The 26,419-nt window shown below is 72.4% G+C and carries 27 protein-coding genes; 8 read left to right on the forward strand and 19 right to left on the reverse strand.

Features of this window, described 5'->3' with window-relative positions; all coding sequences use genetic code 11:
* Positions 1 to 2: 2 nt before the first annotated feature.
* The 3 genes from ACH9D3_RS04600 (at position 3) to ACH9D3_RS04610 (ending at position 2,576) form a co-directional block, all read left to right on the forward strand.
* Positions 3 to 647, forward strand: coding sequence for a hypothetical protein (locus ACH9D3_RS04600; protein WP_396399526.1), 645 nt, complete (start codon positions 3 to 5; stop codon positions 645 to 647).
* A 296-nt stretch (positions 648 to 943) separates the two neighbouring features.
* Positions 944 to 1,558: a DUF47 domain-containing protein gene (locus ACH9D3_RS04605; protein ID WP_396399527.1), complete on the forward strand. Its 615-nt coding sequence runs from the start codon at positions 944 to 946 to the stop codon at positions 1,556 to 1,558.
* Positions 1,559 to 1,562: 4 nt separating this feature from the next.
* Positions 1,563 to 2,576, forward strand: a complete 1,014-nt coding sequence (locus ACH9D3_RS04610; RefSeq protein WP_396410036.1) for an inorganic phosphate transporter — start codon at positions 1,563 to 1,565, stop codon at positions 2,574 to 2,576.
* Positions 2,577 to 2,645: 69 nt separating this feature from the next.
* Here the strand turns inward: ACH9D3_RS04610 and pstB are convergent, their stop codons facing one another.
* The 4 genes from pstB to pstS form a co-directional block, all read right to left on the reverse strand.
* Positions 2,646 to 3,425 (reverse strand): phosphate ABC transporter ATP-binding protein PstB, encoded by a 780-nt coding sequence (gene pstB / locus ACH9D3_RS04615; protein ID WP_396399529.1) that lies wholly within the window; start codon positions 3,423 to 3,425, stop codon positions 2,646 to 2,648.
* A 66-nt stretch (positions 3,426 to 3,491) separates the two neighbouring features.
* Positions 3,492 to 4,625, reverse strand: coding sequence for a phosphate ABC transporter permease PstA (pstA, locus tag ACH9D3_RS04620; protein ID WP_396410037.1), 1,134 nt, complete (start codon positions 4,623 to 4,625; stop codon positions 3,492 to 3,494).
* Positions 4,625 to 5,581 carry a phosphate ABC transporter permease subunit PstC gene (pstC, locus tag ACH9D3_RS04625; protein ID WP_396399531.1) on the reverse strand — a complete coding sequence of 319 codons (957 nt, stop codon included), beginning with the start codon at positions 5,579 to 5,581 and terminating at the stop codon, positions 4,625 to 4,627. Before pstC ends, pstA begins: the two co-directional genes overlap by 1 nt.
* A 168-nt stretch (positions 5,582 to 5,749) precedes the next feature.
* On the reverse strand, positions 5,750 to 6,862 hold the full coding sequence (gene pstS / locus ACH9D3_RS04630) for a phosphate ABC transporter substrate-binding protein PstS (RefSeq protein ID WP_396399532.1): 1,113 nt from the start codon (positions 6,860 to 6,862) through the stop codon (positions 5,750 to 5,752).
* Positions 6,863 to 7,116: 254 nt separating this feature from the next.
* On the opposite strand from pstS, the gene ACH9D3_RS04635 reads away from it, so the two are divergent.
* Positions 7,117 to 8,265, forward strand: a complete 1,149-nt coding sequence (locus ACH9D3_RS04635; RefSeq protein ID WP_396399533.1) for an FUSC family protein — start codon at positions 7,117 to 7,119, stop codon at positions 8,263 to 8,265.
* 139 nt (positions 8,266 to 8,404) lie between these two features.
* Here the strand turns inward: ACH9D3_RS04635 and ACH9D3_RS04640 are convergent, their stop codons facing one another.
* The 3 genes from ACH9D3_RS04640 to arsB form a co-directional block, all read right to left on the reverse strand.
* Positions 8,405 to 8,860, reverse strand: a complete 456-nt coding sequence (locus tag ACH9D3_RS04640) for an arsenate reductase/protein-tyrosine-phosphatase family protein (protein ID WP_396410038.1) — start codon at positions 8,858 to 8,860, stop codon at positions 8,405 to 8,407.
* An 89-nt stretch (positions 8,861 to 8,949) separates the two neighbouring features.
* The gene (locus ACH9D3_RS04645; RefSeq protein WP_449555776.1) at positions 8,950 to 9,381 is read right to left on the reverse strand and encodes an arsenate-mycothiol transferase ArsC; all 432 of its coding nucleotides are present in this window, start codon (positions 9,379 to 9,381) and stop codon (positions 8,950 to 8,952) included.
* A gap of 48 nt (positions 9,382 to 9,429) precedes the next feature.
* The gene (gene arsB / locus ACH9D3_RS04650; protein ID WP_396410039.1) at positions 9,430 to 10,521 is read right to left on the reverse strand and encodes an ACR3 family arsenite efflux transporter; all 1,092 of its coding nucleotides are present in this window, start codon (positions 10,519 to 10,521) and stop codon (positions 9,430 to 9,432) included.
* Between the two features lie 84 nt (positions 10,522 to 10,605).
* Between arsB and ACH9D3_RS04655 the strand changes: the two genes are divergently transcribed.
* The 3 genes from ACH9D3_RS04655 to disA all read left to right on the forward strand — a co-directional run bounded on the left by ACH9D3_RS04655 (position 10,606) and on the right by disA (position 13,598).
* Complete coding sequence (locus ACH9D3_RS04655) at positions 10,606 to 10,998, forward strand: metalloregulator ArsR/SmtB family transcription factor (protein ID WP_396410040.1); 393 nt, start codon at positions 10,606 to 10,608, stop codon at positions 10,996 to 10,998.
* 88 nt (positions 10,999 to 11,086) lie between these two features.
* Complete coding sequence (gene radA, locus ACH9D3_RS04660) at positions 11,087 to 12,514, forward strand: DNA repair protein RadA (RefSeq protein ID WP_396399538.1); 1,428 nt, start codon at positions 11,087 to 11,089, stop codon at positions 12,512 to 12,514.
* Between the two features lie 7 nt (positions 12,515 to 12,521).
* Complete coding sequence (gene disA, locus ACH9D3_RS04665) at positions 12,522 to 13,598, forward strand: DNA integrity scanning diadenylate cyclase DisA (RefSeq protein ID WP_396399539.1); 1,077 nt, start codon at positions 12,522 to 12,524, stop codon at positions 13,596 to 13,598.
* 16 nt (positions 13,599 to 13,614) lie between these two features.
* Here the strand turns inward: disA and ACH9D3_RS04670 are convergent, their stop codons facing one another.
* Entirely contained in the window at positions 13,615 to 14,349 is a 735-nt protein-coding gene (locus tag ACH9D3_RS04670; protein WP_396410041.1) for a hypothetical protein, read from the reverse strand.
* A 24-nt stretch (positions 14,350 to 14,373) separates the two neighbouring features.
* On the opposite strand from ACH9D3_RS04670, the gene ACH9D3_RS04675 reads away from it, so the two are divergent.
* Positions 14,374 to 15,339, forward strand: a complete 966-nt coding sequence (locus ACH9D3_RS04675) for an A/G-specific adenine glycosylase (RefSeq protein ID WP_396410042.1) — start codon at positions 14,374 to 14,376, stop codon at positions 15,337 to 15,339.
* Here the strand turns inward: ACH9D3_RS04675 and ACH9D3_RS04680 are convergent.
* The 11 genes from ACH9D3_RS04680 to folK form a co-directional block, all read right to left on the reverse strand.
* The gene (locus tag ACH9D3_RS04680) at positions 15,323 to 15,850 is read right to left on the reverse strand and encodes an amino-acid N-acetyltransferase (protein WP_396399542.1); all 528 of its coding nucleotides are present in this window, start codon (positions 15,848 to 15,850) and stop codon (positions 15,323 to 15,325) included. The two genes, ACH9D3_RS04675 and ACH9D3_RS04680, sit on opposite strands and share 17 nt — an antisense overlap.
* A 131-nt stretch (positions 15,851 to 15,981) precedes the next feature.
* The gene (locus ACH9D3_RS04685; RefSeq protein ID WP_396410043.1) at positions 15,982 to 18,546 is read right to left on the reverse strand and encodes an AAA family ATPase; all 2,565 of its coding nucleotides are present in this window, start codon (positions 18,544 to 18,546) and stop codon (positions 15,982 to 15,984) included.
* A gap of 392 nt (positions 18,547 to 18,938) precedes the next feature.
* Complete coding sequence (locus tag ACH9D3_RS04690; RefSeq protein ID WP_396399544.1) at positions 18,939 to 19,283, reverse strand: histone-like nucleoid-structuring protein Lsr2; 345 nt, start codon at positions 19,281 to 19,283, stop codon at positions 18,939 to 18,941.
* Positions 19,284 to 19,547: 264 nt separating this feature from the next.
* A complete protein-coding gene (locus ACH9D3_RS04695; RefSeq protein WP_396399545.1) occupies positions 19,548 to 19,763 on the reverse strand; it encodes a hypothetical protein in 216 nt (71 codons plus the stop codon).
* A 68-nt stretch (positions 19,764 to 19,831) separates the two neighbouring features.
* A complete protein-coding gene (gene lysS / locus ACH9D3_RS04700; protein ID WP_396410044.1) occupies positions 19,832 to 21,355 on the reverse strand; it encodes a lysine--tRNA ligase in 1,524 nt (507 codons plus the stop codon).
* Positions 21,356 to 21,412: 57 nt separating this feature from the next.
* A complete protein-coding gene (gene panC / locus ACH9D3_RS04705) occupies positions 21,413 to 22,273 on the reverse strand; it encodes a pantoate--beta-alanine ligase (protein WP_396410045.1) in 861 nt (286 codons plus the stop codon).
* A complete protein-coding gene (locus ACH9D3_RS04710; RefSeq protein ID WP_396399549.1) occupies positions 22,270 to 23,208 on the reverse strand; it encodes a Rossmann-like and DUF2520 domain-containing protein in 939 nt (312 codons plus the stop codon). The genes panC and ACH9D3_RS04710 overlap by 4 nt, the downstream gene beginning before the upstream one ends.
* Positions 23,209 to 23,227: 19 nt before the next feature.
* Positions 23,228 to 24,787 (reverse strand): PH domain-containing protein, encoded by a 1,560-nt coding sequence (locus ACH9D3_RS04715; RefSeq protein ID WP_396410046.1) that lies wholly within the window; start codon positions 24,785 to 24,787, stop codon positions 23,228 to 23,230.
* Positions 24,784 to 25,296 (reverse strand): PH domain-containing protein, encoded by a 513-nt coding sequence (locus ACH9D3_RS04720; protein ID WP_396410062.1) that lies wholly within the window; start codon positions 25,294 to 25,296, stop codon positions 24,784 to 24,786. The genes ACH9D3_RS04715 and ACH9D3_RS04720 overlap by 4 nt, the downstream gene beginning before the upstream one ends.
* A 10-nt stretch (positions 25,297 to 25,306) precedes the next feature.
* Positions 25,307 to 25,876, reverse strand: a complete 570-nt coding sequence (locus tag ACH9D3_RS04725; protein WP_396399552.1) for a DUF3180 domain-containing protein — start codon at positions 25,874 to 25,876, stop codon at positions 25,307 to 25,309.
* 11 nt (positions 25,877 to 25,887) lie between these two features.
* Complete coding sequence (folK, locus tag ACH9D3_RS04730) at positions 25,888 to 26,418, reverse strand: 2-amino-4-hydroxy-6-hydroxymethyldihydropteridine diphosphokinase (protein ID WP_396410047.1); 531 nt, start codon at positions 26,416 to 26,418, stop codon at positions 25,888 to 25,890.
* Between the last annotated feature and the right edge of the window lies 1 nt (position 26,419).

The following is a 26,419-nucleotide window of genomic DNA, read 5'->3' on the forward strand; positions in this document are numbered from 1 at the left end:
GCATGAGCGACGCGCCCCGCCACCACAAGCCGGTGAAGTTCTCCCCGGAGCAGTTCGACGCCCACGAGGGCGGACCGGACCCGGCCCGCGTCTCCGAGGCGGCGCACCTGGCCGCCCACGCCCTGGTCTCCCGCGGGCGGGCCAGCGACGATCCCGAGATCAGCCGGCGGCTCATCGAGCTGACCGACGAGCAGGGCCTGGAGGGCATCGCCGAGATGTGGGCGGAGGCCCCCGCGGTGTCCCTCCCGGGGGCCCTGTGGCGGCTCTACGCCCTGCGGGCGGCGGTCCGCAAGGACCCGGTGCGGATGGGGCGGTACTTCGCGGCCGGCCGGGGCACCGCACAGGTCTCCCACGTGGTGGCCGGTGTCGCGGAGCCCCCCGGGGCGGACGAGATCACCACGATGGCGGACGCGATCCTCTCCGGGGCGTTCAACGGCGCGTTCGACGTCGCCCTGGACCGGTTCGCGGCGTTCTGCCGGGTGATCGCCCTGGGCCGGATCCGGCTGGCGGACACCGGGCAGATGCCGGTCGTGGACGCGAGCGCGGTCCGGGCCCCGAGCACCGTGGCCCTCACCCAGCGGCTCGAACGGACCGCGGAGGAGCTCGAGGCGGCCGCGCACCAGTGGCGCCGCGGGCACCTCGACTGAGACCCGCCCCGCGGGCAGTCCGGCGGCCGGCCGTGCGGGAGCCCACACCCGGCGGACTTGGCGCCACGGACACGTCGACTACCATGGGAGCCAGGTGCCGGGCCGCGGCAGCCCCGGGCTCCATCACATAGCCGCCACGAGCGGCCTTCCGCCGAGAGGCGCTCCCGGTCCGGCACCGCCCCCTTCTCCTCCCGTCCGGGACCCCTGCGCGCCCGCGGGCCGTCCGACGGGTCCGTGTACAGTGAAAATCCGCCGCGCTCCGCGGCGCAGGTCCCGATGCCCAGGATGGTCAACAGATGGCGCTTCGCATCTTCCCGGAGGACGAGCTGGTCCTGGACCTGCTGGCCGACATGTCGGGACAGGTGACGGAGAGCGTCCGGCTCCTGTCCGAGCTGCTGGGCTCTCCGGAGGCCGCCGCCGGCACCCTCGAGGCGATCCGCGAGTGCGAGGCACGGTCGACCGACCTGTACTTCTCCGTGATGACCACCGTGCGCTCCACGTTCGTGATCCCCATCCCCCGCCAGGACGTCTACATCCTGGGGCACTGGCTCAACCGGGCCGCCGAGGAGCTGCTGGCCGTCGCGGAGGCCCAGGTGGCCTACACCCTCACCCGGCCGCCCTCGTACGCCACGGACCAGCTCGGGGTGATCGTGCGGATGTCCGAACTGACCACCCGGGCGATGCGCGACCTGAGCAGCCTCCAGGGCCTGGACGACTACTGGTACGAGATGCTGCGGCTGGGCAAGCAGTCGGAGCGCATCTACCAGCTGCACATGGCCCACCTGCTGGAGCACCACAAGGCCATTCCCGCGATGCGCCGCGAGCGCGCGGTCGGGCGCTTCGTGGAGGCGGCCCGGGCCCTGGTGCGGGTCTCCACCGAGGTGGGCCGCATCATGGTGGCAGAGTCCTGAATCCGTGCTGACAGCCCTGACGGTCGTGGGGATCGCCCTGGCCGTGACCCACACCTTCGTCAACGGTTTCCACGACGCACCCAACGCGCTCGCCCTGCCCGTGCGCTTCCGCGCCCTCACCCCCCGGGTGGGACTGGTGTTCACCGCCCTCGTCAACGTCGCCGGCGTGTGGACCGCCGGGTACCTGCTGACCGACTGGATCATCCGGGGCGTCCCCGTGCCGCACGACGTGGTGGGATCCGCGACGATCGTCTGCGCCCTGGTCACGACGATCGGCTGGAACATCCTCACCTGGTGGTGGGGCATGCCCAGCTCCTCGACCACCGCGCTGGCGGGCGGGCTGCTCGGCGGTCTGCTGGGAGCTCGCGCCGTGGATCTCGGAGCGGAGGACCCGCTCACCGCCACGGCCCTGCTCGAGGTCGTCGTCCCGCTGATCCTCGCGCCCCTGGCCGCCTACGCCGCGGCCTGGACGCTCGTGCCCCCCCTGCTGCACCTGCTGCGGCACTCCGAACCGGACGCGACCACGTTCCGCTCCCGGCTCGCCCTGGCCATCGGTGCGGCGGCCGTCGCCTTCGGGCACGGCATCCACCACGGCCGCCGGGCCGCCTGGATCTTCGCGACGCTGCTGCTGTGCGCGGGAGTTCCCGACCCGCTCGCGGGACCCGCCCCGTGGCTGTTCCTGGTCGTCGCGGCGGGCCTCGGCACGGGCACCCTGTTCGGCGCCTGGCGGATCGCCTACACCCTCTCCTCCCGGATGGTGACGATCGACCCGTTCCGCGGCGCGATCGCGCAGGGGGTGGCGGGCTCCCTGCTGTTCCTGGGCGGGACGCTGATCCCCGTCCCCATGTCGACGTCCCAGACCACGGCCGCGGCGATCCTGGGCGCCGGCCGGCAGCAGCGCTTCCACACGGTCAACACCCGGGTGGTGCGCGGGATCCTGCTCGTGTGGGCCCTGACCGTCCCGGCGTGCGGGGTGGTCTCCGGCACGCTCCTGCTCGCTCTGTCGCCGTTGTTGTGAGTCCCCGGACCTCGGCACCGGACCTCGGCACCGGGGCCGGCTCGCCGTCGTCGCCGGAGGAGAACGGACTCAGCCGAAGCGGCCGGAGACGTAGTCCTCCGTCTGCTTCTCCGTGGGATTGCTGAAGACGTCGGCGGTCGGGCCGTACTCGATGAGCTTGCCGGGCTTGCCCGTGCCCTCGATGTTGAAGAAGGCCGTCCGGTCCGACACACGGGATGCCTGCTGCATGTTGTGGGTCACGATGACCACGGTGTACTCCTCCTTGAGCTCGCTGATCAGGTCCTCGATCGCCAGCGTGGAGATGGGGTCGAGGGCGGAGCAGGGCTCGTCCATGAGGATGACCTCGGGCTTCACGGCGATCGCCCGGGCGATGCACAGGCGTTGCTGCTGGCCTCCGGACAGGCCCGAGCCCGGCTTGTCGAGACGGTCCTTCACCTCGTTCCACAGGTTCGCGCCCCGGAGCGACCCCTCCGTGAGATCGTCCGCGTCGGACCGGGAGATCCGCTTGCTGTTGAGCTTCACCCCCGCGAGCACGTTGTCCCGGATGGACATGGTGGGGAACGGGTTGGGCCGCTGGAAGACCATGCCGATCATCGAGCGCACCAGGACCGGGTCGACCCCGGGGCCGTAGAGGTTCTCGCCGTCCAGGAGCACCTTGCCCTCGGCACGGGCGCCGGGGATCACCTCGTGCATGCGGTTGAGGGTGCGCAGGAGGGTCGACTTCCCGCAGCCGGACGGGCCGATGAACGCTGTCACGGAGCGGGCGTCGATCCCCATGGCGACGTCCTCGACGGCCAGGAAGTCGCCGTAGTAGACATTGAGGTTCTCGACGTCGATTCGCTTGGACATGTGTGTTCCTTGCTTCTTTCTCGCGGAGGTGCGTGCAGGAGAGATCCGGAGGGTGTGCGGCGCGGGTCAGCGGCCGGCGGTCTTGGGGGCGAAGGCCCTCGCGACGAGCCGGGCGAGGAGGTTGAGCAGCATCACGATGAGGATGAGGATCAGGGCCGCCGCCCACGCGCGCTGCTGCGACGGGTCGGGGTTGGTGGGTGAGGTGGGGGTGAGGATCTGGTAGTAGATGAACGTCGGCAGCGTGGTCATCCACCCGGAGAAGGAGTTCCAGTTGATCGCGGTCGCGAAGCCGGCGGTGACGAGCAGCGGAGCGGTCTCGCCGATGACGCGGGCGATCGCGAGGGTCACACCGGAGGCGATGCCGGAGATCGCGGTGGGGATCACCACCTTGAGGATGGTCCGCCACTTGCGCACGCCCAGGGCGTAGGCCGCCTCGCGCAGCTCGTTGGGGACGATCTTCAGCATCTCCTCCGTGTTCTTCACGACCGTCGGGATCATCAGCACGGTCAGCGCGACCGCGGCCACGAAGCCGAAGCGGGTGGACGGTCCGAACAGGAGTCCGAAGAAGGCCGCGGCGAACAGGCCCGCCACGATCGAGGGGATGCCCGTCATGACGTCCACGAAGAACGTGATCGACTTCCCGAGCCAGCCGTTCTTCGAGTACTCCACGAGGTAGATGGCCGTGAGCAGACCGATCGGCACGGACATGAGGGTGGCCCAGAAGGTGATCGAGACCGTGCCGACGATCGCGTGGTAGGCACCGCCCAGGACCGGGGTCTCCCCCGCGGCCGCGGCGTTGTCCGTGGCGCCCGTGACACCGCTCATGGACGTCAGCAGCAGGTTGGACGTCAGTCCGGGAAGGCCGTTCGCGAGCACCGTCCAGACCACGGAGATCAGCGGGACCACCGCGAGGATGAACGCCGCGTGGACCAGGTAGGTCATCAGGGAGTCGGCCCCCTTGCGCCCGCCCTCGACGGAGGCCACGGCGATCGGGGCGGCCACCAGGAAGACGACGGCGGCGGCGACGGCCCACAGGATCACGGAGAAGCCCACCAGCGCGGCCAGGGCTGCCCCCACCACGACGGCGGCGACCGCGATCACCGGGACGAGCCACGCCGGCTTCTGGTTGCGGGTCAGGGTGGGCCGGCGACCCGTGGGGCCCGGCGACGAGGTCTGCTGACGGAGAGATGTGGTCGACATCAGTTGGCTCCCGAGAATTCCTTGTAGCGGGCGATGATGGCCCGGGCGACCATGTTCACGATCAGGGTGATGAGGAACAGGATCAGGCCGGCGGCGATGAGCTCGGACAGCCGCAGCCCGTAGGCCTCGGGGAAGTTGAGCGCGATCTCGGCCGCGATGGTCTGGTTGCCGGACTGCACGAGCGAGGCCGTCAGCGGACCGCCGGAGAGCACGAGCGCCACGGCCATGGTCTCGCCGAGCGCCCGGCCGAGGGCCAGCATCACCGAGGAGATGATGCCGGGACGCGCGAACGGCAGCACGGTCATCCGGATCATCTCCCACCGGGTGGCACCGAGCGCCAGCGCCGCCTCCTCGTGCAGCTTGGGCGTCTGGATGAAGATCTCCCGGGACATCGCCGTGATGATCGGCAGGATCATGATGGCGAGGACGATGCCGACCGTGAGCATGGTCTTGCCGGTCTGCGAGGCGGGACCGGAGAACAGGGGGATGAAGCCCAGGTTCGCGGTGAGCCACGCGTAGAACGGCACGAGCGCGGACGCGAGGACCGTGGTGCCCCACGCCCCGTAGATGACGGACGGGATGGCCGCCAGCAGGTCGATGACGTACCCCACGGGCTTGGCGATCCGCGCGGGCGCGTAGTGGGAGATGTACAGCGCCACCAGCACGCCGATGGGGGTCGCGATGACCAGGGCGATGACGGCCGCGATCACCGTGCCGATGACCAGGGGCCAGATGTAGGACCAGAAGCCGGCGCCGCCCGTGATCTCCTCGGCGGGCGCCTGGAAGGTGGGCAGGGCCTCCAGGAACAGGAACAGCGCGACGGCTGCCAGCGACGCGAGGATCAGGATGCCGGCGCCGAGGCTGAATCCGGCGAAGATCGAGTCGCCCGCCCGGCCGCCGGCCGCGGCGTCCTCGGCGAGCGCGGTGGGCTCCTGGGTGGTGACGGTGGTGGACATGTCGTGCGCCCTTCGATGGCCGGGTACGAGCTGCGCCGGACGGGATCGGTCCCGGCGCGGGGATCCGGTGATGCGCCTCACGCCGGAGACGCCCCACACAGAAAGGTCCCGTTCGGTGCGGGCCGGGCGCGTGCCCGGCCCGCACCGAACGGGATCGGCGGAACGAGGTCAGCCGGCGACCGTGATCTGGTCGAGGGCCTCCTGCGCGGAGGTGCGCAGGTTCTCGGACATCGGGGCGGACCCGGCGGCGTCCGCGGCCGTCTGCTGCCCCTCCTCGCTGATCACGTACTCGCCGAAGGCCTTGGCGAGGTCGGCGGTCTCCTGGGAATCGTACTGCGAGCAGTACAGGTGGTAGGACACCAGCACGATCGGGTAGGACCCGGACTCGGAGGTGTCACGCTCGAGGTCCATCGCCATGTCGTACTCGGCGCGGCCCTCGATCGGGGTGGAGTTCTCGACGGCCGTGGCGGCGGCCTCGGGCGAGTACTCGACGTACTCCTCGCCCACCCGCACGGCCACGGTGCCGAGTTCGCCCACGGCCGAGGCGTCGGCGTAGGTGATGGCGCCCTCGGTGGCGTTGGTGGACTGGACCACCCCGGCGGTGCCCTTGTTGTTCTCTGCGGCCCACTGCGAGGGCCAGTTGCCGGAGACCTCCTCGGTCCACACGTCCGGGGCGGCCGCGGCGAGGTACTCCTGGAAGTTCTCGGTGGTGCCGGACTCGTCGTTGCGGTGCACCACGGTGATCCGGGTGTCGGGCAGGTCGGCGTCCGGGTTGAGCTCGGCGATCGCCGGGTCGTTCCACTCGGTGATCTCGCCGGTGAAGACCTGGGCCATGGTCGGGCCGTCCATGTTCACGGAGTCGACGCCGGGCAGGTTGAAGGCCACGGCGATCGGGGAGATGTAGGCCGGGATGTGGAAGCCGCCGTCGGGACCGCAGATCTCCTGGGAGGCGGCGTACTCCTCCTCGTCGAGGTAGGCGTCGGTGCCGGCGAAGTCGGCACCGCCGGCGGTGAAGGCCTCGCGCCCGGCGCCGGATCCGTCCGGCGAGTACTGCACCTGGGCGTCGGGGTTGGCGCTCTGGAAGCCGTCCTGCCACGCGGTCATGGCGGCCTGCTGCGACGACGCCCCGATGCCGGTCAGCGTGCCGGACACGCCGGCGCCGGACTCCGCGCCTTCGGCCCCTCCCGCGTCGCCCGTGGCGTTGTCCGATCCGCAGGCGGTGAGTGCGAGCGCGCCGATGGCCAGGACGGCCGTGGTACGGCCGAGGTGGGAAACCTTCACTTGATAGCCCCTTCAGATCACAGTGGTGGCCCGTCGAGGGGCCGGCGTACGAACTGGCCGGGGAGCGTCCCGGCCCGTGTGCGAGGTGTACCTGCAGTGGTCCCGCAGATCTCTCGTGAGAAGACGCTAGGGAGCGCAGGTGGCCAGATTGGCCCGTGAAGGTGAACGGAGGGTGAACACCCCCTCCGGATCCGCGCCGGAGTCGCGGATCTCACACGGGAACCCGGTGGGGCGCCCGCCGCTAGGCTGGCCGCATGCAACCAGCCGACCGCGCACGGGCACTTCTGCGCTCCCTGCGCACCCGCACCCGCGTGGGCCTCACCCGGGTGCGGACGGGTGTCCTGCAGAGCGTCCAGATGACCGTCGCGAGCGTCGGGGCCTACGTGATCGCCGAGCAGCTGCTGGGCCACTCCGGGCCCATCTTCGCCGCCACGGCCGCGCTGGTCTCCCTGGGCTTCGCGAAGGGGGAGCTGCGCTACCGGCGGGTGCTCGAGGTCTCCATCGGCTGCACGCTCGGCATCGCCGTGGGGGACTCGCTCATCCACCTCCTGGGCACCGGCGTGTGGCAGGCCGCCGTCGTGCTCATGACCTCCCTGCTGCTCGCCCGCTTCCTCGACAACGGGACGCTGTTCACCACCCAGATGGGCCTGCAGTCCGTGCTCGTCGTGCTGCTCCCCCCGTCCCAGGACGGCGTCTTCGCACGGTCCACCGACGCCGTGGTGGGCGGGCTGTGCGCCCTCGCCCTGGCGTACTTCGTGCCCACGGACCCGCGGCGGCAGCCGCGCCACGACCTGCGGGCGCTCGTCGACGAGTTCTCCGGGGTGCTGCGGGAGGCGGGCCGGGCCATGGAGGACTACGACTCCACCGCCGCCTGGCACGCGCTCGTGCGGTGCCGCCAGACCCAGCCGCTCGTCGACTCGGTGACCACCGGGCTCAAGGCCTCCCTCGAGATCGCCACGGCCTCCCCCCTGTACCGCGGCCGCCGCGCGGAGATCACGGGGATCGCGCACTCGATCCGCTACCTCGACCTCGCGGTGCGCAACGCCCGGGTGCTCACCCGCCGCCTGGCCTCCGTGCTCAACCACGTGACCCTCTCGGACGAGGCCGTGACCTCCCTCACGGATGCCCTCGACGACCTCTCGGACGCCGTGAACACCCTGGGCAACGGTCTGGCCGTGGCCGCCCAGGGCTCGCGCGAGAGCTATCTGCGCCAGGCCCGCAACGAGCTGGCCGACGTCGCGGGACGGCTGCATCCCGGTCGGATGGGAGTGCGGACCATGGAGGGCGAGACGCTGGTGCTCGACATGCGCCCGATGGTCGTGGACCTGCTGGAGGCCGCCGGGATGACGCACGAGGAGGCGCTGGCCCAGCTGCCCGATCTGGAGGGCTGGGACCGGGTCTGAGCAGACGGGTCGCACGCGGGTCCCGCACCGCGCCGGAGCTCCGGGTGACCGGCCCGTGGCGTCGGGCGGGGCGGGATCCGCCCGGCACCGACCACGACGACGGGCCGGTCGGCGGTCCCGGTCGTGCCGTGCAGGCCTCTCACGTCGCGGTGGTCCCGGCGGGCAGCAGCTCGGCGACCAGCCGCTGGACGCGGGCTCTGATCTCGTCGCGGATCGGCCGGACGGACGCCACGCCCTTGCCGGCCGGGTCGGCCAGCTCCCAGTCCTCGTAGCGCGTGCCCGGGTAGAACGGGCACGCGTCCCCGCAGCCCATGGTGATGACCACGTCGGAGTCCTGCACCGCCGCGTCGGTGAGGACCTTGGGGATCTCCGCGCTCATGTCGATGCCCTCCTCGGCCATCGCCTCCACCGCCGCGGGGTTGACCGAGTCCGCCGGGGCGGAGCCGGCCGAACGCACCTCGATGCGCCCTTCCGACAGGTGGGTGAGGTAGGCGGCGGCCATCTGGGACCGCCCGGCGTTGTGCACGCACACGAACAGGACCGAAGGCCTGTCCGTGGTCCCGGCCGGAGTCGTCGCGGTGGTCTCGGCTGTCATGGGGATCATCCGTTCTGTCGGCAGACGGGGAGAAGAAGAGCAGAAGAAGAAGGGAGTGGAAGAAGGGGGAAGGGGAGGAGAGGCGGCGCTCAGGCGGGGTCGCCCTCCGTGAGCTCGGTGAGCAGCTGCTGCACCCGGGCGTCGATGTCGTCGCGGACCAGGCGCATCCGCTCCGCGCCCTCGATGCCGCGCTCGGAGGGCTCGTCGGTGTGCCAGGTCTCGATGGTGCCGGCCATGCCCTCGACGGGCTCGACCTGCGCCTCGTCGCCCAGGACCACGACCCGGTCCACGGTGCGCAGCAGCTCGGGGTCGACGGGCTTCGGCGTCCCGGAGGACATGTCCGCCCCGACCTCGGCGATCACCTCGGCGGACAGGGCGTTGATCGTGCTGCCCGGTGCGGTGCCGGCGGAGTGCACCTCCACGGTGCCTGCGGCGTGCTTGGTCATGAGGGCGGCGGCCATCTGGGACTTGCCGCCGTTCTTGGCGCAGACGAACAGGACGGAGGGCTGGGTGTGGCTCAACGGACGCTCCTGGAGGCTCGCGGAAGCAGGGGTTGCACGGAAACGGGGTCAGCGGGTGGGGACGGTGGCATCGCCGGGGAAGAGCCTGCGCCCGGCCCACAGGGAGACATAGACCAGGGCGACCAGGACGGGCACCTCGATCAGCGGTCCGACGACCCCGGCCAGGGCCTGGCCGGAGGTGACGCCGAAGGTGCCGATGGCCACGGCGATGGCGAGCTCGAAGTTGTTGCCGGCGGCGGTGAACGCCACGGTGGTGGACTTCGCGTAGTTCAGGCCCAGGGCGCGGGAGGCGAGCAGGCCGATGCCGAACATGAGGAAGAAGTAGACCAGCAGCGGCCAGGCGATGCGCACCACGTCCCAGGGGTTGGAGGTGATGGCGTCGCCCTGCAGGGCGAAGAGCAGCACGATGGTGAACAGCAGCCCGTAGAGCGCCCACGGCCCCAGCTTCGGCAGGAACGTGCCCTCGTACCACTCACGGCCCTTGGCCTTCTCCCCGAGGGTGCGGGTGAGGTATCCGGCGACCAGCGGGATGCCCAGGAACACGAGGACCGAGATGACGATGGACCACACCGAGAACTCGGCCGAGGTGGTCGGCAGCCCGAGCCAGGCGGGCAGGACCTGGAGGTAGAACCAGCCCAGGGCGCCGAAGGCGATGACCTGGAAGACGGAGTTGATCGCCACCAGCACGGCGGCCGCCTCGCGGTCCCCGCAGGCGAGGTCGTTCCAGATCAGCACCATGGCGATGCACCGGGCCAGCCCGACGATGATCAGACCCGTGCGGTACTCGGGCAGGTCGGGCAGGAAGATCCAGGCCAGGGCGAACATGAGCGCGGGCCCGACGATCCAGTTCAGCACCAGGGAGGCGCCCAGCAGCCGCCGGTCACCGGCCACGCGGTGGGTCTCGTCGTAGCGGACCTTGGCCAGGACCGGGTACATCATCACCAGCAGCCCGATCGCGATCGGCAGGGACACCTCCCCGATCCGCACGGCCTCCAGGGCGGTGTCCAGGCCCGGCACGAAGCGGCCGAGCAGGAGGCCGGCGACCATGGCGGCGACGATCCAGGCGGGCAGCCAGCGGTCGAGGAAGGAGAGGTCCCGCATCACGCCCTGGTGGGCGACGGGGGCGGCGGTGGTGCTCATGGGCGGAGGGACCCTTCGTATCGACGGACATCTATTCCGCACAGTACGTGTCACATCGACGGGCGTCAATGTAGGATGGGGGGCATGACTCCCGCACCCGGACCGCAGGCCACCGCCGTCGACGAGTGCGCACCGGACGCCGCGGGCGGACCGGGCACACCGGCCACGGAGTGCTGCTCGCTCTCCGGCGGCCCCATGGGTCCCGACGACGCCCAACGCGTGGCGGCGCTGCTCAAGGCCCTCTCCGACCCGACCCGTCTGCGCCTGCTCTCCCACGTCGCCGCGCAGGGCTGCGAGGCCGTGTGCGCGTGCGACCTCACCGAGGAGCTGGGCATCAGCCAGCCCACGGTGAGCCACCACATGAAGAAGCTCGTCGACGCCGGACTGCTCACCCGCGAGCAGCGCGGCAAGTGGGCGCACTACTCCGTGGTGCCCTCCGCCTTCGTGGAGCTGCGGTCCTTCCTCGAGCTGGGCTGAGCCCCCGACCGGGGCCTGACCCGGAGGCGGGACCCCGGGCCCCCACCGGGTGCTTGGGCCGTCCGACCCGGCGGCTAGCCTGGACGCCATGAGCACCCGCACCCGCCGCAACTCCCCCGCCTACCGCTGCACCGAGTGCGGCTGGAGCACGGCCAAGTGGGTGGGCCGCTGCGGGGAGTGCCAGGCGTGGGGCACGGTCGAGGAGATCGGCGAGCACAGGGCACGCACCACGGCCGCCCGGTCGATCGCCGAGCCCGCCCGCCCGATCGCCCAGGTGGACGCCACCGTGGCGGCCTCCGCACCCACCGGAGTGCCCGAGCTGGACCGGGTCCTCGGCGGCGGGCTCGTCCCCGGTGCGGTCGTCCTGATGGCGGGCGAGCCCGGGGTCGGGAAGTCGACGCTGCTGCTCGACGTCGCCGCCCGCTTCGCGGAGGGCACCGGCACGGACACCCGCGACGTCCTCTACGTGACGGGTGAGGAGTCCGCGGCGCAGGTCAGGCTGCGCGCGGACCGGATCGACGCCGTGGCGCCCACCCTGTACCTCACCGCGGAGACCGACCTCGCCACCGCGCTGGGGCACATCGAGAAGATCTCCCCGCGCCTGCTCGTGGTCGACTCCGTGCAGACGATGGCCAGCGCCGAGGTCGAGGGCTCCGCGGGCGGGGTCACGCAGGTCCGCGAGGTCGCCGCCTCGCTGATCGCCGTGGCCAAGAAGCGCAACATGACCACGCTGCTCGTGGGCCACGTGACCAAGGACGGCTCCATCGCGGGGCCCCGGCTGCTCGAGCACCTCGTGGACGTCGTGTGCCAGTTCGAGGGCGAGAAGCACTCCCGGATCCGGCTGCTGCGTGCGGTGAAGAACCGCTACGGACCCACGGACGAGGTCGGCTGCTTCGACCTGACCGAGACCGGGATCACGAGCGTCGAGGACCCCTCGGGCCTGTTCGTCTCCCGCACGGCCATGCCGGTCTCCGGCACGTGCCTCACGGTCACCCTGGAGGGCCGCAGGCCGCTCCTGGCGGAGGTGCAGGCGCTGCTGGACCGCTCCTCGACCGCCCAGCCCCGGCGGGCCACCGCCGGCCTGGAGTCCTCGCGCGTGGCCATGCTGCTCGCCGTCCTGCAGCGGCGGGCCGGTGTGAACCTGGCCGGGCTGGACTGCTACGTCTCCACCGTCGGTGGCGTGAAGCTCACCGAGCCGTCCACCGACCTCGCCGTGGCCATGGCGCTGGCCTCCGCCGCGCAGGACCGGCCCCTGCCGCAGCGCCTGGTGTGCTTCGGGGAGGTGGGTCTCGCCGGGGAGGTGCGGCCCGTCCCGGGCATCGGGCGCCGCATCCAGGAGGTCGCCCGGCTGGGCTTCACGCACGCGGTGGTGCCCGCGAGCTCCACCGGGCCCGGCCCAGTCCCGGCGGGCTTCACCGTCCGGGAGGTGACCACCATCAACGACGCCATGGAGCTGCTCTTCCCCCGGTCCGCCGCCGCTCCGGGGCAGAGGCGGGCGACCGCCGCGGCCGTATGATGTGACCGTGGCGAAGACCCCTGAGAACGCACTGCGCAAGACGCTGGCCCGGATCGCGCCCGGCACCGAGCTGCGCACCGGTCTCGAGCGGATCCTGCGCGGGCGCACCGGCGGCCTGCTGGTCCTCGGCTTCGACCGCTCCGTGGAGGCCATCTGCTCCGGGGGCTTCGACATCGACACCGACTTCTCCGCGCCCAAGCTGCGGGAGCTCGCCAAGATGGACGGCGCCATCATCTGCGACCGGGACGCCACCCGCATCCTCAAGGCCGGGGTCCAGCTGGTGCCCGACGCCTCGATCGACACCACGGAGTCCGGCACGCGGCACCGGTCCGCGGAGCGCACCGCCAAGGAGACCGGGGTGCCGGTGATCTCCGTGAGCCAGTCGATGAGCGTCATCACGATCTACGTCGGCGAGACCCGCTACGCGATCGAGGGCTCCCAGTCGATCATGGCCCGCGCCAACCAGGCGCTGCAGACGCTGGAGCACTACAGCCACCGCATGGAACAGGTCCTGGGCAGCCTCTCCTCGCTGGAGATCGAGGCGTCGGTGACCGTGCGCGACGTCGCCCTGACCCTCCAGCGCATGGAGATGGTGCGGCGGATCTCCTCCGAGATCGGCTGGTACGTCCTCGAGCTGGGCGTGGACGGCCGGCTCATCGCCCTGCAGCTCGAGGAGCTGACCGCGGGCACGGGGCCCGGGCCCGACGTGGTGCTGCGCGACTACCTGCCCGACGGCACCCCCGTGGAGCACATCGGGGAGGGTCTCGAGCGCCTCGCCGAGCTCACCCCCGCGGAACTCATCGACCTGCAGCGGATCGCCGTGTCGGTGGGCCTGGTCGAGGGCCAGGGGAGCCTCGAGACGGACCTGCACCCGCACGGCTACCGGCTGCTGGAGGGCATCAAGTCGATGCCGCGGGCGGTCGCCAACCGGCTCGTGCGCCGGTTCGACGGCCTGCAGTCCCTCATGGCCGCCAACCTCGAGGACCTCAAGGCGGTCGAGGGCATCGGCGAGCAGCGGGCCCGGACGGTGCGCGAGTCGCTCTCGCGCATGGCCGAGACCAGTCTGCTCGAGCGCTTCATGTGAGTCCCGTCCGGGCCGCTCACTCCAGGACGAACGGGGTGGGCTCCGCGGTGCGCTCCCCGAGGGACGTCTCGAGGCGGTAGTAGCCGGGCTGGGCCTCGCCCCCCGCCTCCGTGCATCCCTCCGCGGTGCGCAGACGGTTCCACGTCAGCCGTGCGGTCTCCTCCTGCCCGGGCTCGAGGGTCACCTCCGCGTCCTCGGAGACCGCCTGGCAGTGCCTGCTGTCGAAGACGGTGTCCGACCCGGAGGTCACCTCGTAGACCATCTGGGAGGTGCCCGCGTTGACGCGGCAGGGCTCCTCCCCCGTGTTCTCGAGGGTCAGCACCAGGACGGGTTCCACGCCCTCGGCGTAGCTCTCCTGGTCCGTGGACGCCCGCACGGCGAGGGCCGGGCCGCAGTCCTCGACGGGCCCGGCCGTGCCGGCCGCGGGCACGGAGGCGGACGCGTTCTCGTCCGGACGCGCCGTGAAGTCCGCGAAGGGCTCCTGCGAGGCCGCGGCGGCGGAAGCCGTGGCCACGTCCGGGGCGGGCGCCTCGTCGGCCTCGCCGGAGCCCAGCATGCCCGCGACGGCGGCGACCAGTCCCACCGCCACGAGCACGAGCAGCACGCCCGCCGCGAGGGCGGCCACGATCCGGCGTCGCCGGTACACCTCGGGGCTCTCGCGCCGGGGGCCGGAGCCGCGGGACGGTCGTCCGTCGTCGCGACCGCTGCCCGGCCGTCCGTGGGGGGTGCTCCCGGAGCCCTTCTGCGCCATGACCCCAAGGCTACAATGCAGGCGATGAGCTCCTTGCACACCGCCCCGGACCCCGATCTCCCGCGCCTCCACGAGGCCGTGACCGCGTGGTTCGACGACGCCGCCCGGGACCTCCCGTGGCGGGATCCCGGCTGCTCCCCGTGGGGGGTCGTGGTCAGCGAGTTCATGCTCCAGCAGACACCCGTGGGGCGCGTGCTGCCCGTGTGGCGGTCGTGGATGCAGCGCTGGCCGCGTCCCGCCGATCTCGCGGCCGCGAGCACCGGGGAGGCCGTGCGCGCGTGGGGCCGGCTGGGCTACCCCCGCAGGGCCCTGCGGCTGCACGCGACCGCCGTCGAGATCACCCGGACCCACGGGGGCCGGGTGCCCGCGGCGCACGACCAGCTGCTGGCCCTGCCCGGCGTGGGCGCCTACACGGCCGCGGCGATCGCGGTGTTCGCCTTCGGGGACCGGCAGACCGTGGTCGACACGAACATCCGGCGCGTGCACGCCCGGGTGGTCGCGGGGCGGGCCCTGCCGTCCCGGTCGCTGACGGCCGCGGAGACGCGGCTGGCCGAGGAGCTGATGCCCGCCGACGACGACCTGGCCGTGCGGTGGAACAAGGCGGTGATGGAGCTCGGCGCGCTGGTCTGCACGGCCCGCTCCCCGCGGTGCGGGCAGTGCCCGGTGCAGGACGCGTGCGCGTGGGTCGCGGCGGGCCGCCCCGAGCCCGCCGAGGCCCCCAGGGGACAGAGCTGGCACGGCACGGACCGTCAGGTCCGCGGCGCGATCATGGCGGTGCTCCGGTCCGGTGCCGCACCGGTGCCGGCCCGGCACCTGACGGGTCCCGTGGACGTCGCGACGGGCGCCGGACTGCCGCCGGAGGTCCTGCGGGACCTCGACGCCCTGCACGGACTCGGCGCGCCGGAGGACCAGCGCCTGCGGGCCCTCGACGGGCTGCTGCGGGACGGGCTGGCCGTGGCCGGGCCCGCCGGGGTCAGTCTTCCGGGGTGAGTTCGAGCAGCATCCGGGTGTTGCCGAGGGTGTTGGGCTTCACCCGGGCCAGGTCGAGGTACTCGGCCACGCCCTCGTCGTGCGAGCGCAGCAGCTCGGCGAAGACGTCCGGGTCGAGCTGGCTCTGGTTGGGCATGACCTCGAAGCCGTGCCGGCTGAAGAACTCGACCTCGAAGGTCAGGCAGAAGACGCGGGAGACCCCCACCGCGCGGGCCCGCTCGACCAGACCGGCCAGCAGCGTGCGCCCCACCCCGCGGCCCCGCCACGCGTCCGAGGTGGCCAGGGTCCGGACCTCGCCCAGGTCCTCCCACATGACGTGCAGGGCGCCGCACCCGATCAGGCCCGACGACTCCTCGCCGACCGCCTCCACCACGAGGAACTCCTGGATGCCCTCGTAGTAGGCGACCGTGTCCTTGTTGATCAGCACCCCGGCCCGGGCCAGCGGGGCCACGAGGTCCTTGATGCCGGGGACGTCGGAGGTACGGGCGGGTCGCAGGCGCAGGTCGGTCACGCCGCAAGTGTACGCTTGCGAACTCGCTCGCCCGGCCGCGATCACCCCCCAGGTCCGTCCCCACTTGGGTGGACGCCGAAGGGCCCGCCGCGCAGGTGCGCGGCGGGCCCTTCGGCGTGCGTCGGGAGGAGTCAGTCCTCGCCGCGGCTCTCCCCGTCCCCGCGGGAGACGTCGACGTCCTCGAAGCCGCTCATGGGGTCGACCATGCCGTCACCGGTGAGGTCGGACATCGGGGTGGAGGAGAAGACGAGGCGCTCCTCGTCCCCCTCCCCGTCGCTGTCCACGAAGATCTTCTCGCCGGTGCCGATCTCCCCGAACAGGATCTTCTCGGAGAGCTGGTCCTCGATCTCGCGCTGGATGGTGCGGCGCAGCGGCCGGGCACCCATGGACGGGTCGTAGCCCTTGCGGCTGACCCACCGCTTCGCGGAGTCGGTGAGCTCGATCGACATCCCCTGGTCGCGCAGCCGCTCCTGCAGCCGGGCCACGAACAGGTCCACGATCTGCACGATCTCGGTCTCGGTGAGCTGCGGGAACACGATGATCTCGTCCACGCGGTTGAGGAACTCGGGCCGGAAGTGCTCCTTGAGCTCGTCCTGGACCTTCGCCTGCATCCGCTCGTAGTTGGACGCGGGGTCCACGCCGGTCTGGAAGCCGACGGGCACGGCGCGGGAGATGTCCTTGGTGCCCAGGTTCGTGGTCATGATGATCACGGTGTTCTTGAAGTCCACCACCCGGCCCTGCGAGTCGGTCAGGCGACCGTCCTCCAGGATCTGCAGCAGCGAGTTGAACAGGTCCGAGTGCGCCTTCTCGACCTCGTCGAAGAGCACCACCGAGAACGGCTTGCGGCGCACCTTCTCGGTGAGCTGGCCGCCCTCCTCGTAGCCCACGTAGCCGGGAGGGGCACCGAAGAGCCGGGAGACGGTGTGCTTCTCCTGGTACTCGGACATGTCCAGGGTGATGAGGGCGTCCTCGTCCCCGAACAGGAACTCCGCCAGTGCCTTCGCGAGCTCGGTCTTGCCCACGCCCGTGGGGCCGGCGAAGATGAACGACCCGCCCGGGCGCTTGGGGTCCTTCAGGCCCGCACGCGTGCGCCGCATCGACCGGGAGAGCGCCTTGATGGCGTCGTCCTGCCCGATGATCCGCTTGTGCAGCTCGTCCTCCATGTGCAGGAGACGACCCGTCTCCTCCTCGGTGAGCTTGTAGACGGGCACTCCGGTGGAGGCGGAGAGCACGTCGGAGATCACCTCGGGGGTCACCTCGGCCAGCTCGTCGCCGCCGTCGCGCCAGGCGCGGTCCTTCTCGTCGCGCTCGACGATCAGCTTCTGCTCCGTGTCGCGCAGCGAGGCGGCCTTCTCGTAGTCCTGCCCGTCGATCGCCGCCTCCTTGAGCCGCTTGACCTCGGTGATGCGGTCGTCGAGCTCCTTGATCTCCGGCGGGGCGGTCATCCGCTTGATGCGCAGGCGCGCGCCGGCCTCGTCGATCAGGTCGATCGCCTTGTCCGGCAGGAAGCGGTCGGAGATGTACCGGGCGGCGAGGTGCACCGACGCCTCGAGCGCCTCGTCCGAGATGGAGACGCGGTGGTGCGCCTCGTACTTGTCGCGCAACCCCTTGAGGATCTCCACGGCGTGGGCCTCGGAGGGCTCGTCCACCTGGATCGGCTGGAAGCGGCGCTCGAGGGCCGCGTCCTTCTCGATGTGCTTGCGGTACTCGTCGAGGGTCGTGGCGCCGATGGTCTGCAGCTCGCCCCGAGCCAGCATGGGCTTCAGGATGGAGGCGGCGTCGATCGCGCCCTCGGCCGCACCGGCGCCCACGAGGGTGTGGATCTCGTCGATGAACAGGATGATGTCCCCGCGGGTGCGGATCTCCTTGAGCACCTTCTTCAGGCGCTCCTCGAAGTCGCCGCGGTAGCGGGAGCCCGCCACGAGCGAGCCGAGGTCAAGGGTGTAGAGGTGCTTGTCCTTGAGGGTCTCGGGGACGTCCCCGCGCACGATCTGCTGCGCGAGGCCCTCGACGACGGCGGTCTTGCCGACGCCCGGCTCGCCGATCAGCACCGGGTTGTTCTTGGTGCGCCGGGAGAGGATCTGCATCACGCGCTCCATCTCGCGGAAGCGCCCGATGACCGGGTCCAGCTTGCCCTCGCGGGCGGCCGCCGTGAGGTTGCGGCCGAACTGGTCCAGCACGGCCGAGCCCGCGGGCGTGCCCTCGGACTGACCGGCCGAGCGCACGCCGGCGCCCTCCTTCTCCGGGGTGCCCCCGCCCTGGTAGCCGGAGATCAGCTCCAGCACGGTGGAGCGCACCTTCTGGGGCTCGGCCCCGAGCTTGGTCAGCACCTGCGCCGCCACGCCCTCGCCGGCACGGATGATGCCCAGCAGGATGTGCTCGGTGCCGATGTAGTTGTGGCCGAGCTGCAGGGCTTCGCGCAGGGAGAGCTCGAGGACCTTCTTGGCCCGGGGGGTGAAGGGGATGTGCCCGGACGGGGCCTGCTGGCCCGGTCCGATGATGTCCTGGACCTGCTCGCGGGCGCCGGTGAGGGTGATGCCCATCGAGTCGAGGGCCTTCGCGGCCACTCCCTCGCCCTCGTGGATCAGCCCGAGCAGCAGGTGCTCCGTGCCGATGTAGTTGTGGTTGAGCATCCTGGCCTCTTCCTGGGCCAGCACCACGACCCGGCGGGCGCGGTCGGTGAAGCGTTCGAACATGGATACTCCTCAGTCGGTGTCTGCACTCGATGCTACGCACCCGGGAGGGCGATCGGGCGGCTGTTCGCCACCGGCGAGACCACCGGACCGGCCGGTGCCGGCCGCCTCCGGGACGACGGGCGGAATGCGCCGGGCCGGTGCCACCATTCGCACCGGCGCCGGCAAAAGCGCAGACCACCCGTGGATCGGACGGAATTCCGCGCCGGAGCCTTCTCCGGCCCGCAGACGCCCACCGGGATCGATAGTGTGCCGTGCGGACGGAATACGGGCCGTGCGCGGTCAATACCGCGGCACCCGCGACGGCCGGTTCCCTCCCCGGCCGGGTAAACGGAAAAGGAAGGACCGGCGAACCGGTCCCTCCTTTTGTTCTCCCGTGCGCAGGGCGCGAATTCTCACTGGTGCGCGTCGTAGTACGCCTTCTGCACGTCCTGGTGGATGCGGCCGCGGTCGGAGACCGGGTGGCCGTTCTCCCGGGCCCACTGCCGGATGGCGGCGGTGTCCGGGTTGGACTTCCCGGTGGGGCGGGCTCCGCCGGACTTGCCCGGCTTCGGCGTCTGCTTCCCCTGGGCGCGCCGCGCCTTGGCGATGAAGGGCCGCACGGCGTCGCGCAGCTTCCCGGCGTTCTCCTCGGAGAGATCGATCTCGTACTGCGCGCCGTCGAGGCCGAAGCGCACGGTCTCCTCGGCGGGTCCGCCGTCGAGGTCGTCCTCGAGAATGATCTTCACGGTCTGTGCCATAGCTGGAACTCTCCTCCGCCTCTCGGCGCTCGTCTTTCCCCGGACACGCCGAGAAGGCTCGTCCGGAGGTGGTGCTTTTCCCCGTGCCGGACCGGCTGATCGAAATCGTGAATTCCGACCGTCCCCGGGAACTCCTGATCCCGGCGTCGACGAGTTTATCCTACAATTCCGGAACGGAATTCAACAGCTCGGGAAAACGGCGAAACCGGGCGCCAATTCGAATTCATCGGAAAGCGTGACACGCGGTGAGCGGAAAGAACGGTCTCAGCGTTTCGGCCCGCGGTCCCGGCGCCCGGGGTGGCCGAACGGGAGGTCCTCGCCGTCGCGCCGCTTGAGCTCCTCGTACCAGCGCTCGGCGTCCTCCTGCGAGCGGGACTCGACGGCGCGCTCCGTGCGGTCGCCACGGAAGATCCAGCGGAGGATGAAGTAGAAGATGATGCCGATGCTGATCGAGGGCAGCAGGACGGCGATGTATTCCATGGGTGCGATCCTTCCCGGGAGATCTGGACGGAGGCTGGGACGGTGGCGGGCCGCGGCGCGGCCCGGGTTCAGTCCTGCTCCGGCTTCATGAGGGGGAACAGGATGGTCTCCCGGATCCCCAGGTCGGTGAAGAGCATGATGAGCCGGTCCAGGCCCAGGCCCAGGCCGCCCATGGGCGGGGCGCCGTGCTCGAGGGCGCGCAGGAAGTCCTCGTCCAGCCGCATGGCCTCGCGGTCCCCGGCCGCGGCCCGGTGCGACTGCTCGGTGAGGCGCTCGCGCTGGACCACGGGGTCGATCAGCTCGGAGAACGCCGTGCCGCGCTCCATGCCCCCGATGATCAGGTCCCACGCCTCGATCAGACCGTGCTCGGAGCGGTGCTGACGGGCGAGGGGCTGGGCGGAGGGCGGGTAGTCGCACACGAAGGTCGGCTGGACCAGGGTGGGCTCGACGATCTCGCCGAACAGTTCGAGCACGTACTTCTCCGCGTCCCACGACGGGCCCACGGGCACCTCGTGCTCCTCGGCGATCCGGTGCAGGGTCTCCACCGGCGTGTCCGGGGTGATCCGCTGCCCCACGGCATCGGAGAGGGCGGGGTAGACGGACAGCCAGCGCCACTCCCCGCGCAGGTCGATGGTGCCCTTCTCGGTCTCGATCGTGTCGACGCCCAGGGCGTCGGCGCACGCGAGGATGATCTCCTGGATCCGCTCGGCCATCGTGAACTGGTCGGCGTAGGCCTCGTAGGCCTCGAGGGTGGTGAACTCGGGGCTGTGCGAGGAGTCGACGCCCTCGTTGCGGAAGACCCGGCCGATCTCGAAGACCCGTTCGATGCCGCCGACCACGGCGCGCTTGAGGTAGAGCTCCGTGGCGATGCGCAGGGTCATGTCCTGGTCGAAGGCGTTGAGGTGGGTCTCGAAGGGCCTGGCCGTCGCCCCGCCGTGCACGAGCTGCAGGATGGGCGTCTCGATCTCCACGTAGCCGCGCTCGACGAGGACGTTGCGCACCGTCTGGATGATCCGCGCCCGCCGCACGACGACGTCCCGGGCCTCGGGCCGGACGATGAGGTCGAGGTAGCGCCGGCGCACCCGGGTCTCCTCGTTGAGCTCGTTGTGCAGCGTGGGCAGCGGGCGGATCGCCTTCGACGCCATGGACCAGGCGTCGGCCATCACCGACAGCTCGCCGCGGCGGGAGGCGATCACCTCGCCGTGCACGGCCACGAAGTCGCCGAGGTCCACGAGGGACTTCCACTCGCCCAGGGACTCCTCCCCCACCTCGGAGCGGGAGAGCATGACCTGCAGCCGGGTGCCGTCCCCCTCCTGGAGGGTCGCGAAGCACAGCTTGCCGGTGTTGCGCACGAAGACCACGCGCCCGGCCACGCCGACGAACCGACCGGTCTCCGCACCGGGCTCCAGGTGGCCGTGGGCCTCCCGCACCGCGGCGAGGCTGTGCGTGCGCTCCACGCCCACCGGGTAGGCCTCCCGGCCCGACTCGAGGAGCCGGGCGCGCTTGGCGAGCCGGAACTGCATCTGGTCCGAGAGCTCGGCCTGCTCGGCCTGGTCCTGGGCGGTCGGAGAGGGGTTCTGCGCGTTGGTCACAGTTGTCCAGGATAACGGGAGGGGTCAAATCACCGCCGGGGTGCCGGCGCACCCGTGTCAGAGCACGAGGTTGTCGATCAGCCGGGTGCCGCCCACGCGCGCGGCCACGAGGGCCAGCGCCCCGGCCGCCGGCTCGACCGGCACCAGGGTGCGGGGGTCGACGACGACGAGGTAGTCCAGCCGGACCCCGTCCTCGGCGTCGACCCGCTCCCGGGCCGCGTCGAGGTCCAGCTCCCCCGCGGCGAGCGCCCGGAGGGTGCGGGGGAGCACGAGCGCGGCGCGGCGCTGGGCGGTGTCGAGGTAGCGGTTGCGGGAGGACAGGGCCAGCCCGTCGTCGTCGCGCACGATGGGCACGCCCCGGACGGTGACGGGCAGGTCGAAGTCGGCGACCATCCGGCGCACGAGGAGCAGCTGCTGGGCGTCCTTCTCCCCGAAGTACGCCCGGAACGCGGACGGGGTGGGCGGCGCGGTGATGTTGAGCAGCTTGTTGACCACCGTCAGGGCGCCGTCGAAGTGACCGGGACGGCTCGCGCCGTCGAGCACGGAGCCGAGCCGGCCCGCGGTGACGCGCACGAGGGGCTCCCCGTCGGGGTACATCTCCTCCACCGGCGGGGCGAACACGAGGTCGGCCCCGCACCGGGCGAGCAGCTCGACGTCCGCCGCGAGGGTGCGCGGATAGCGATCGAGGTCCTCGTCCGGGCCGAACTGCAGGGGATTGACGAAGACCGAGACCGCGACCACCGTGTTCTCCTGCCGGGCGAGGCGCACCAGGTGGCCGTGCCCCTCGTGCAGGGCGCCCATGGTCGGCACGAGCCCCAGCGACGCCGGTTCCGGTGCCGCGCCGAGCCGGTCCGCGAGGGCCGCCCGGAACTCGCCGATGCCCCGGCAGACACGGAGGCCGGTGGTGGGGGTGCTCACGGGGTGTCCTCGATCCCGGTGGCGTCGGTTCCGTCGGTGAGCTCGAGGGCGGCGAGCACGGCGGCGTAGCGCGCACGGTCGAGCAGGCCCCGGTCCAGGGCTCGGCGGGCGGTGACGCGGGCGAGGTCGAGGTAGGCCAGGAGGACGTCGTCGCCGCCGTGGCCGTGCGCGTACTCGTCGAGGGCCTCCCGGTGCGCGGCCACGGTCCCCGCGTCCCCCCGGGCCACGGGGCCGGTCAGCGCCGACTCCCCCGCCGCCAGCGCGTTGTCCAGGCTCGCCCGCAGCAGGGGGCCGACCATGCGGTCGGGGTGCTCCACCCCGATGGCGCGCAGCACCTGCATGGACTGCCCCGCGACGGTCATCAGGTGGTTGGCGCCGTGCGCGAGGGCCGCGTGGTAGAGCGGGCGGTCCGCCTCGGCGACCACCACGGGCTCGGCGCCCATCTCGACCACCAGCGCCTGGGCGATGGGCAGCACCGGGCCGGGCGCCGTGATCCCGAACGAACAGTCGCTCAGTCGGGCCAGGTCCAGGCTCATCCCGGTGAACGTCATCGCCGGGTGGACCGCCAGCGGGATCGCCCCGAGCCGGCGGGCGGGGTCCAGCACGCCGGTGCCCCACCGGCCCGCGGTGTGCACCACGAGCTGGCCGGCCTGCCACAGCCCGGCGTCGGCGAGGCCCTGCACGAGTCCGGGCAGCTCGTCGTCGGGCACGGCCAGCAGCACGAGCTCCGCCCGCTCGAGCACGGACGGGACCTCGAGGACGGGCACCCCGGGCAGGAGGGCCTCGGCACGGTCCCGGCTGGACGCGGAGACGGCGTTGACGCCGACGACGGCGTGGCCCGCGGCGCGCAGCGCGGCGCCCAGGACGGCACCCACCCTCCCGGCGCTGACGACCCCGACCCCGAGGCGCCCCGGGCGGTCGGACGGGTGGGTCATGCTCTCTCCTGCCGGGGGGTCATGGGAAGGTCACGGAGGACGTCGTGGAGGACGTCGCGGCGGACGTCACGGGGGACGCCGGGCCGTCGGACAGTCTACGGGCGCCGGCGGCGTGCGCCGCCTGGGCGGCGGCGAGGGCCCGGGCGTCCCCGGCGTCGAGGTGCGGGACCGCCACGGTCACCGGGCCCGGGGTGGAGTGCAGATGGACGTCGGCCAGCCCCAGGGCCCGCTCGAGCGGTCCCTGGCTCACGGCCACGGACTGGGTCTTCTCGTGGGGCAGCACGGCGGTGCTCCGGCTCAGTCGACCGGACCGCACCGCGAGGACGTCTCCGGTCGCGGCGAAGCCGGTCCGGCGGTGCACCAGGGGGTCGAGCCACCGGGCCCGGCGCGGGGAGGTGGTGTACCGGCCCTGGGCGCCGAGGCCGTGCAGCCCTTCCCGCAGCAGGGCCGGGAGGTCGCCGCCCCCCGCACCGGACAGCGCCAGGTGCAGGACCCGGTGCACCTGGGGCAGGGTGCCCACGGGCAGCAGGGTGGAGCGCATGACGTCGCCCTCCCCCTCGGCGGCACCGTAGCCGGCCACGTTCACCCGGACCCGGTACCAGCCGAAGGGCCGCCAGAGCAGGGGCTGGTCGACGCCCACGGCCTGGATCCGCCCCGCGGGAACGGTCTGGGACCGGACGCCGAACAGTCCGTAGCGCACGCGCAGGCCCTCGGGCACCCGGAGCAGCCGGAAGTGGTAGCCCTGCTCGACCCGGCGGTAGGTGATGGCGCCGAAGCTGACCAGTCCGGGCAGCCAGGCCGCCAGCATGGCCGGCCCGGCCCGGGAGTCGACCAGGAGCGAGACCGGAGCGGCCACCAGCAGCACCGCCAGGACCACGGCGGAGCCCGAGGCCAGCACCGAGCCGATCAGCCGCGGCACCGGCACCCCGAGCACCGGACGCTCCTCGTCCCCCGTGACCGCCCACGGCGCCGGGCGCCGCGCCGGACCGGTGGAGACCCCGCGTGCGCCACCGGCGGCCGGAGCGGAGGAGCCCCGACCCGGCGCGGCCAGGCCGAGCCGGCCCAGCAGCTCACCGCGCAGCTCGCGGGCCTGGGGGTGCGTGAGGTAGGACAGGGACACCGCCGACTGCCCGGCGTCGGCCACCTCGAACTTCAGCTCGGCCAGTCCCAGCAGCCGGGGCAGGAAGGGGCGGTGGATGTCGATGGCCTGCACCCGGTCCAGCCGGGCCTGGCGCTCCTGCCGGAAGAGCACCCCGGAGCGGATCCGCACGTGCTCCGGCGTCACCTGGTAGCGGGTGAACCACCACGAGACCAGAACCGCCGCCGCAAACACGAGCAGCACGAGGACCAGGACACCGGCGAACACCCACCAGAAGAGGGCGCCCATCTGCGCGGGGTCGAAGTCCTGGGACGGCACGGCGTCCCCGCGGCCCAGGAAGGCGTTCACGACGTCGTCGAGGACGATGTTGACGATGGCGCCCGCGATCACGAGCATCGCGAGCCACCCCTTGACCACCGGCGTCAGCGGGTGGACACGGTGCCACTGCGGAGCCGCCGCGGGGGCGGGCACAGCGCTCACAGGCCCGCCAGGAGGGCCTCGCCGCGCGCGGTGAGCCGTTCGCGCAGCCGGGAGGCCTCGGCGTGCTCCACCCCGGGGATCTCGGCGTGGCTGCCCACGGCCGCGGTGTGCAGCTTCACGGTGGCCAGGCCGAAGCTGCGCTGGAGCGGGGACACCGACACGTCCACGTACTGCATCCGCCCGTAGGGGATGACCGTGACCCGCTGGTACAGCAGGCCGCGCCGCACGAGCAGGTCCTCCCCGCGCTCGGCGTAGCCGATCGCCCGGACCCGCCTCGGCGCCAGCAGCACGGAGACCAGACCCGCGGCCAGGGCGGCGGCGGGCAGGAGCAGCAGCAGGCCCAGGGGTGCGTCGGACCAGACGCCCGTGGCGGCCAGCACCGCCGGCCAGCCGAGGGCGACGAGCCAGAACAGGGTGCCGAGGAGGGTGGAGAGGACCACCACGGAGATGTGCTGGGGCGAGACCCGGGTCCAGGCCAGGCCCTCGGGGTCGATCGCGGGATTCGTCAGGGGCACCCGGTCACCGGGCGTTCCGGCCATGGGGCCTCCGCCGGCCTCGCGGGCGGATCTCACGGGCATAACCACCTTCTCCTTCGGGGAGCTCCTTCTCCCGTCCCCTACGGTACTCGGCGCCCTCCTCGGCGTCGGGATCCTCCGGCGGCAGCTTGCAGAAGCCCTCCACGATCCAGCCCACGACGACGAGGACGAGTCCGGCCGCGGCGTGGGCCAGGCCGGCCCACAGCGGCCCCTGGTCGGACCGGACGGACACCAGGGCGAGCTGCTCGACCGCGACGGCGGCGTGCCAGCCGGTCAGCATCGCCCCCGCCCAGGCCGCCGCCTGCGCGGCGGCGGCGGTGCGGGCCGCGACGAGCGGGTCGAAGCGCTGCGGGTGCGCTCCGTCCTGGTGCCGCTTGACCCGCACGCCGAGCACCAGCAGACCGACGGACACGGCGGCGACGGCCGCGAGCGAGACCCACGGCAGGATCAGCAGCGGTCCTCCCGCCCCGGTCGACAGGCGGTTGGCGGTCCAGCCGACGGCACCGGCGGCGGCGGCGCACATCAGCAGCGCCCGGACGGTGAGCACGTGCACGGCGGCTCCCCTCAGTCCCGGTCCCCGCCGGCGGCGGGCCCGTCGGGCAGCAGGGGGACCGTGTCGGGCCCGAGCCCGCCGAGGTCGGGCGCCCGGCGGGCGAGCTCCGCGACGCTGCGCCCGCCGAGGGTCGCGCCGGGGTCCATCAGGGCCCAGGGGACGAGCACGAACGCACGGGTGGAGGCGCGCAGGTGGGGCACGGTGAGGTCCGGCTCGTCGAGGTGCAGGTCCCCGTAGACGATGACGTCGACGTCCAGGGTGCGGGGGCCCCAGCGCTGGGTGCGGGTGCGGTGGTGGAGCTCCTCCACCTCCTGGCACGCCCGGAGCAGCGCGAACGGGCTCAGGTCGGTCTCCACCTCGACGACGGCGTTGAGGTAGTCCGCCTGCCCGTCCGGTCCGCCGACCGGCTTGGAGCGGACGATCGGCGAGGCCCGGGTGAGCGTGATCCGCGGGTGGGCGGCGAGGTCGCGGGCGGCGCGGCGCAGGGTGGCCTCCCGGTCGCCGAGGTTGGCGCCGAGGGCGAGGACGGCCAGAGTGCTCACG

Origin of the sequence: Kocuria kalidii (assembly GCF_044462225.1) — a bacterium.
In the GTDB taxonomy this organism is placed as follows: Bacteria; Actinomycetota; Actinomycetes; order Actinomycetales; family Micrococcaceae; genus Kocuria; species Kocuria kalidii.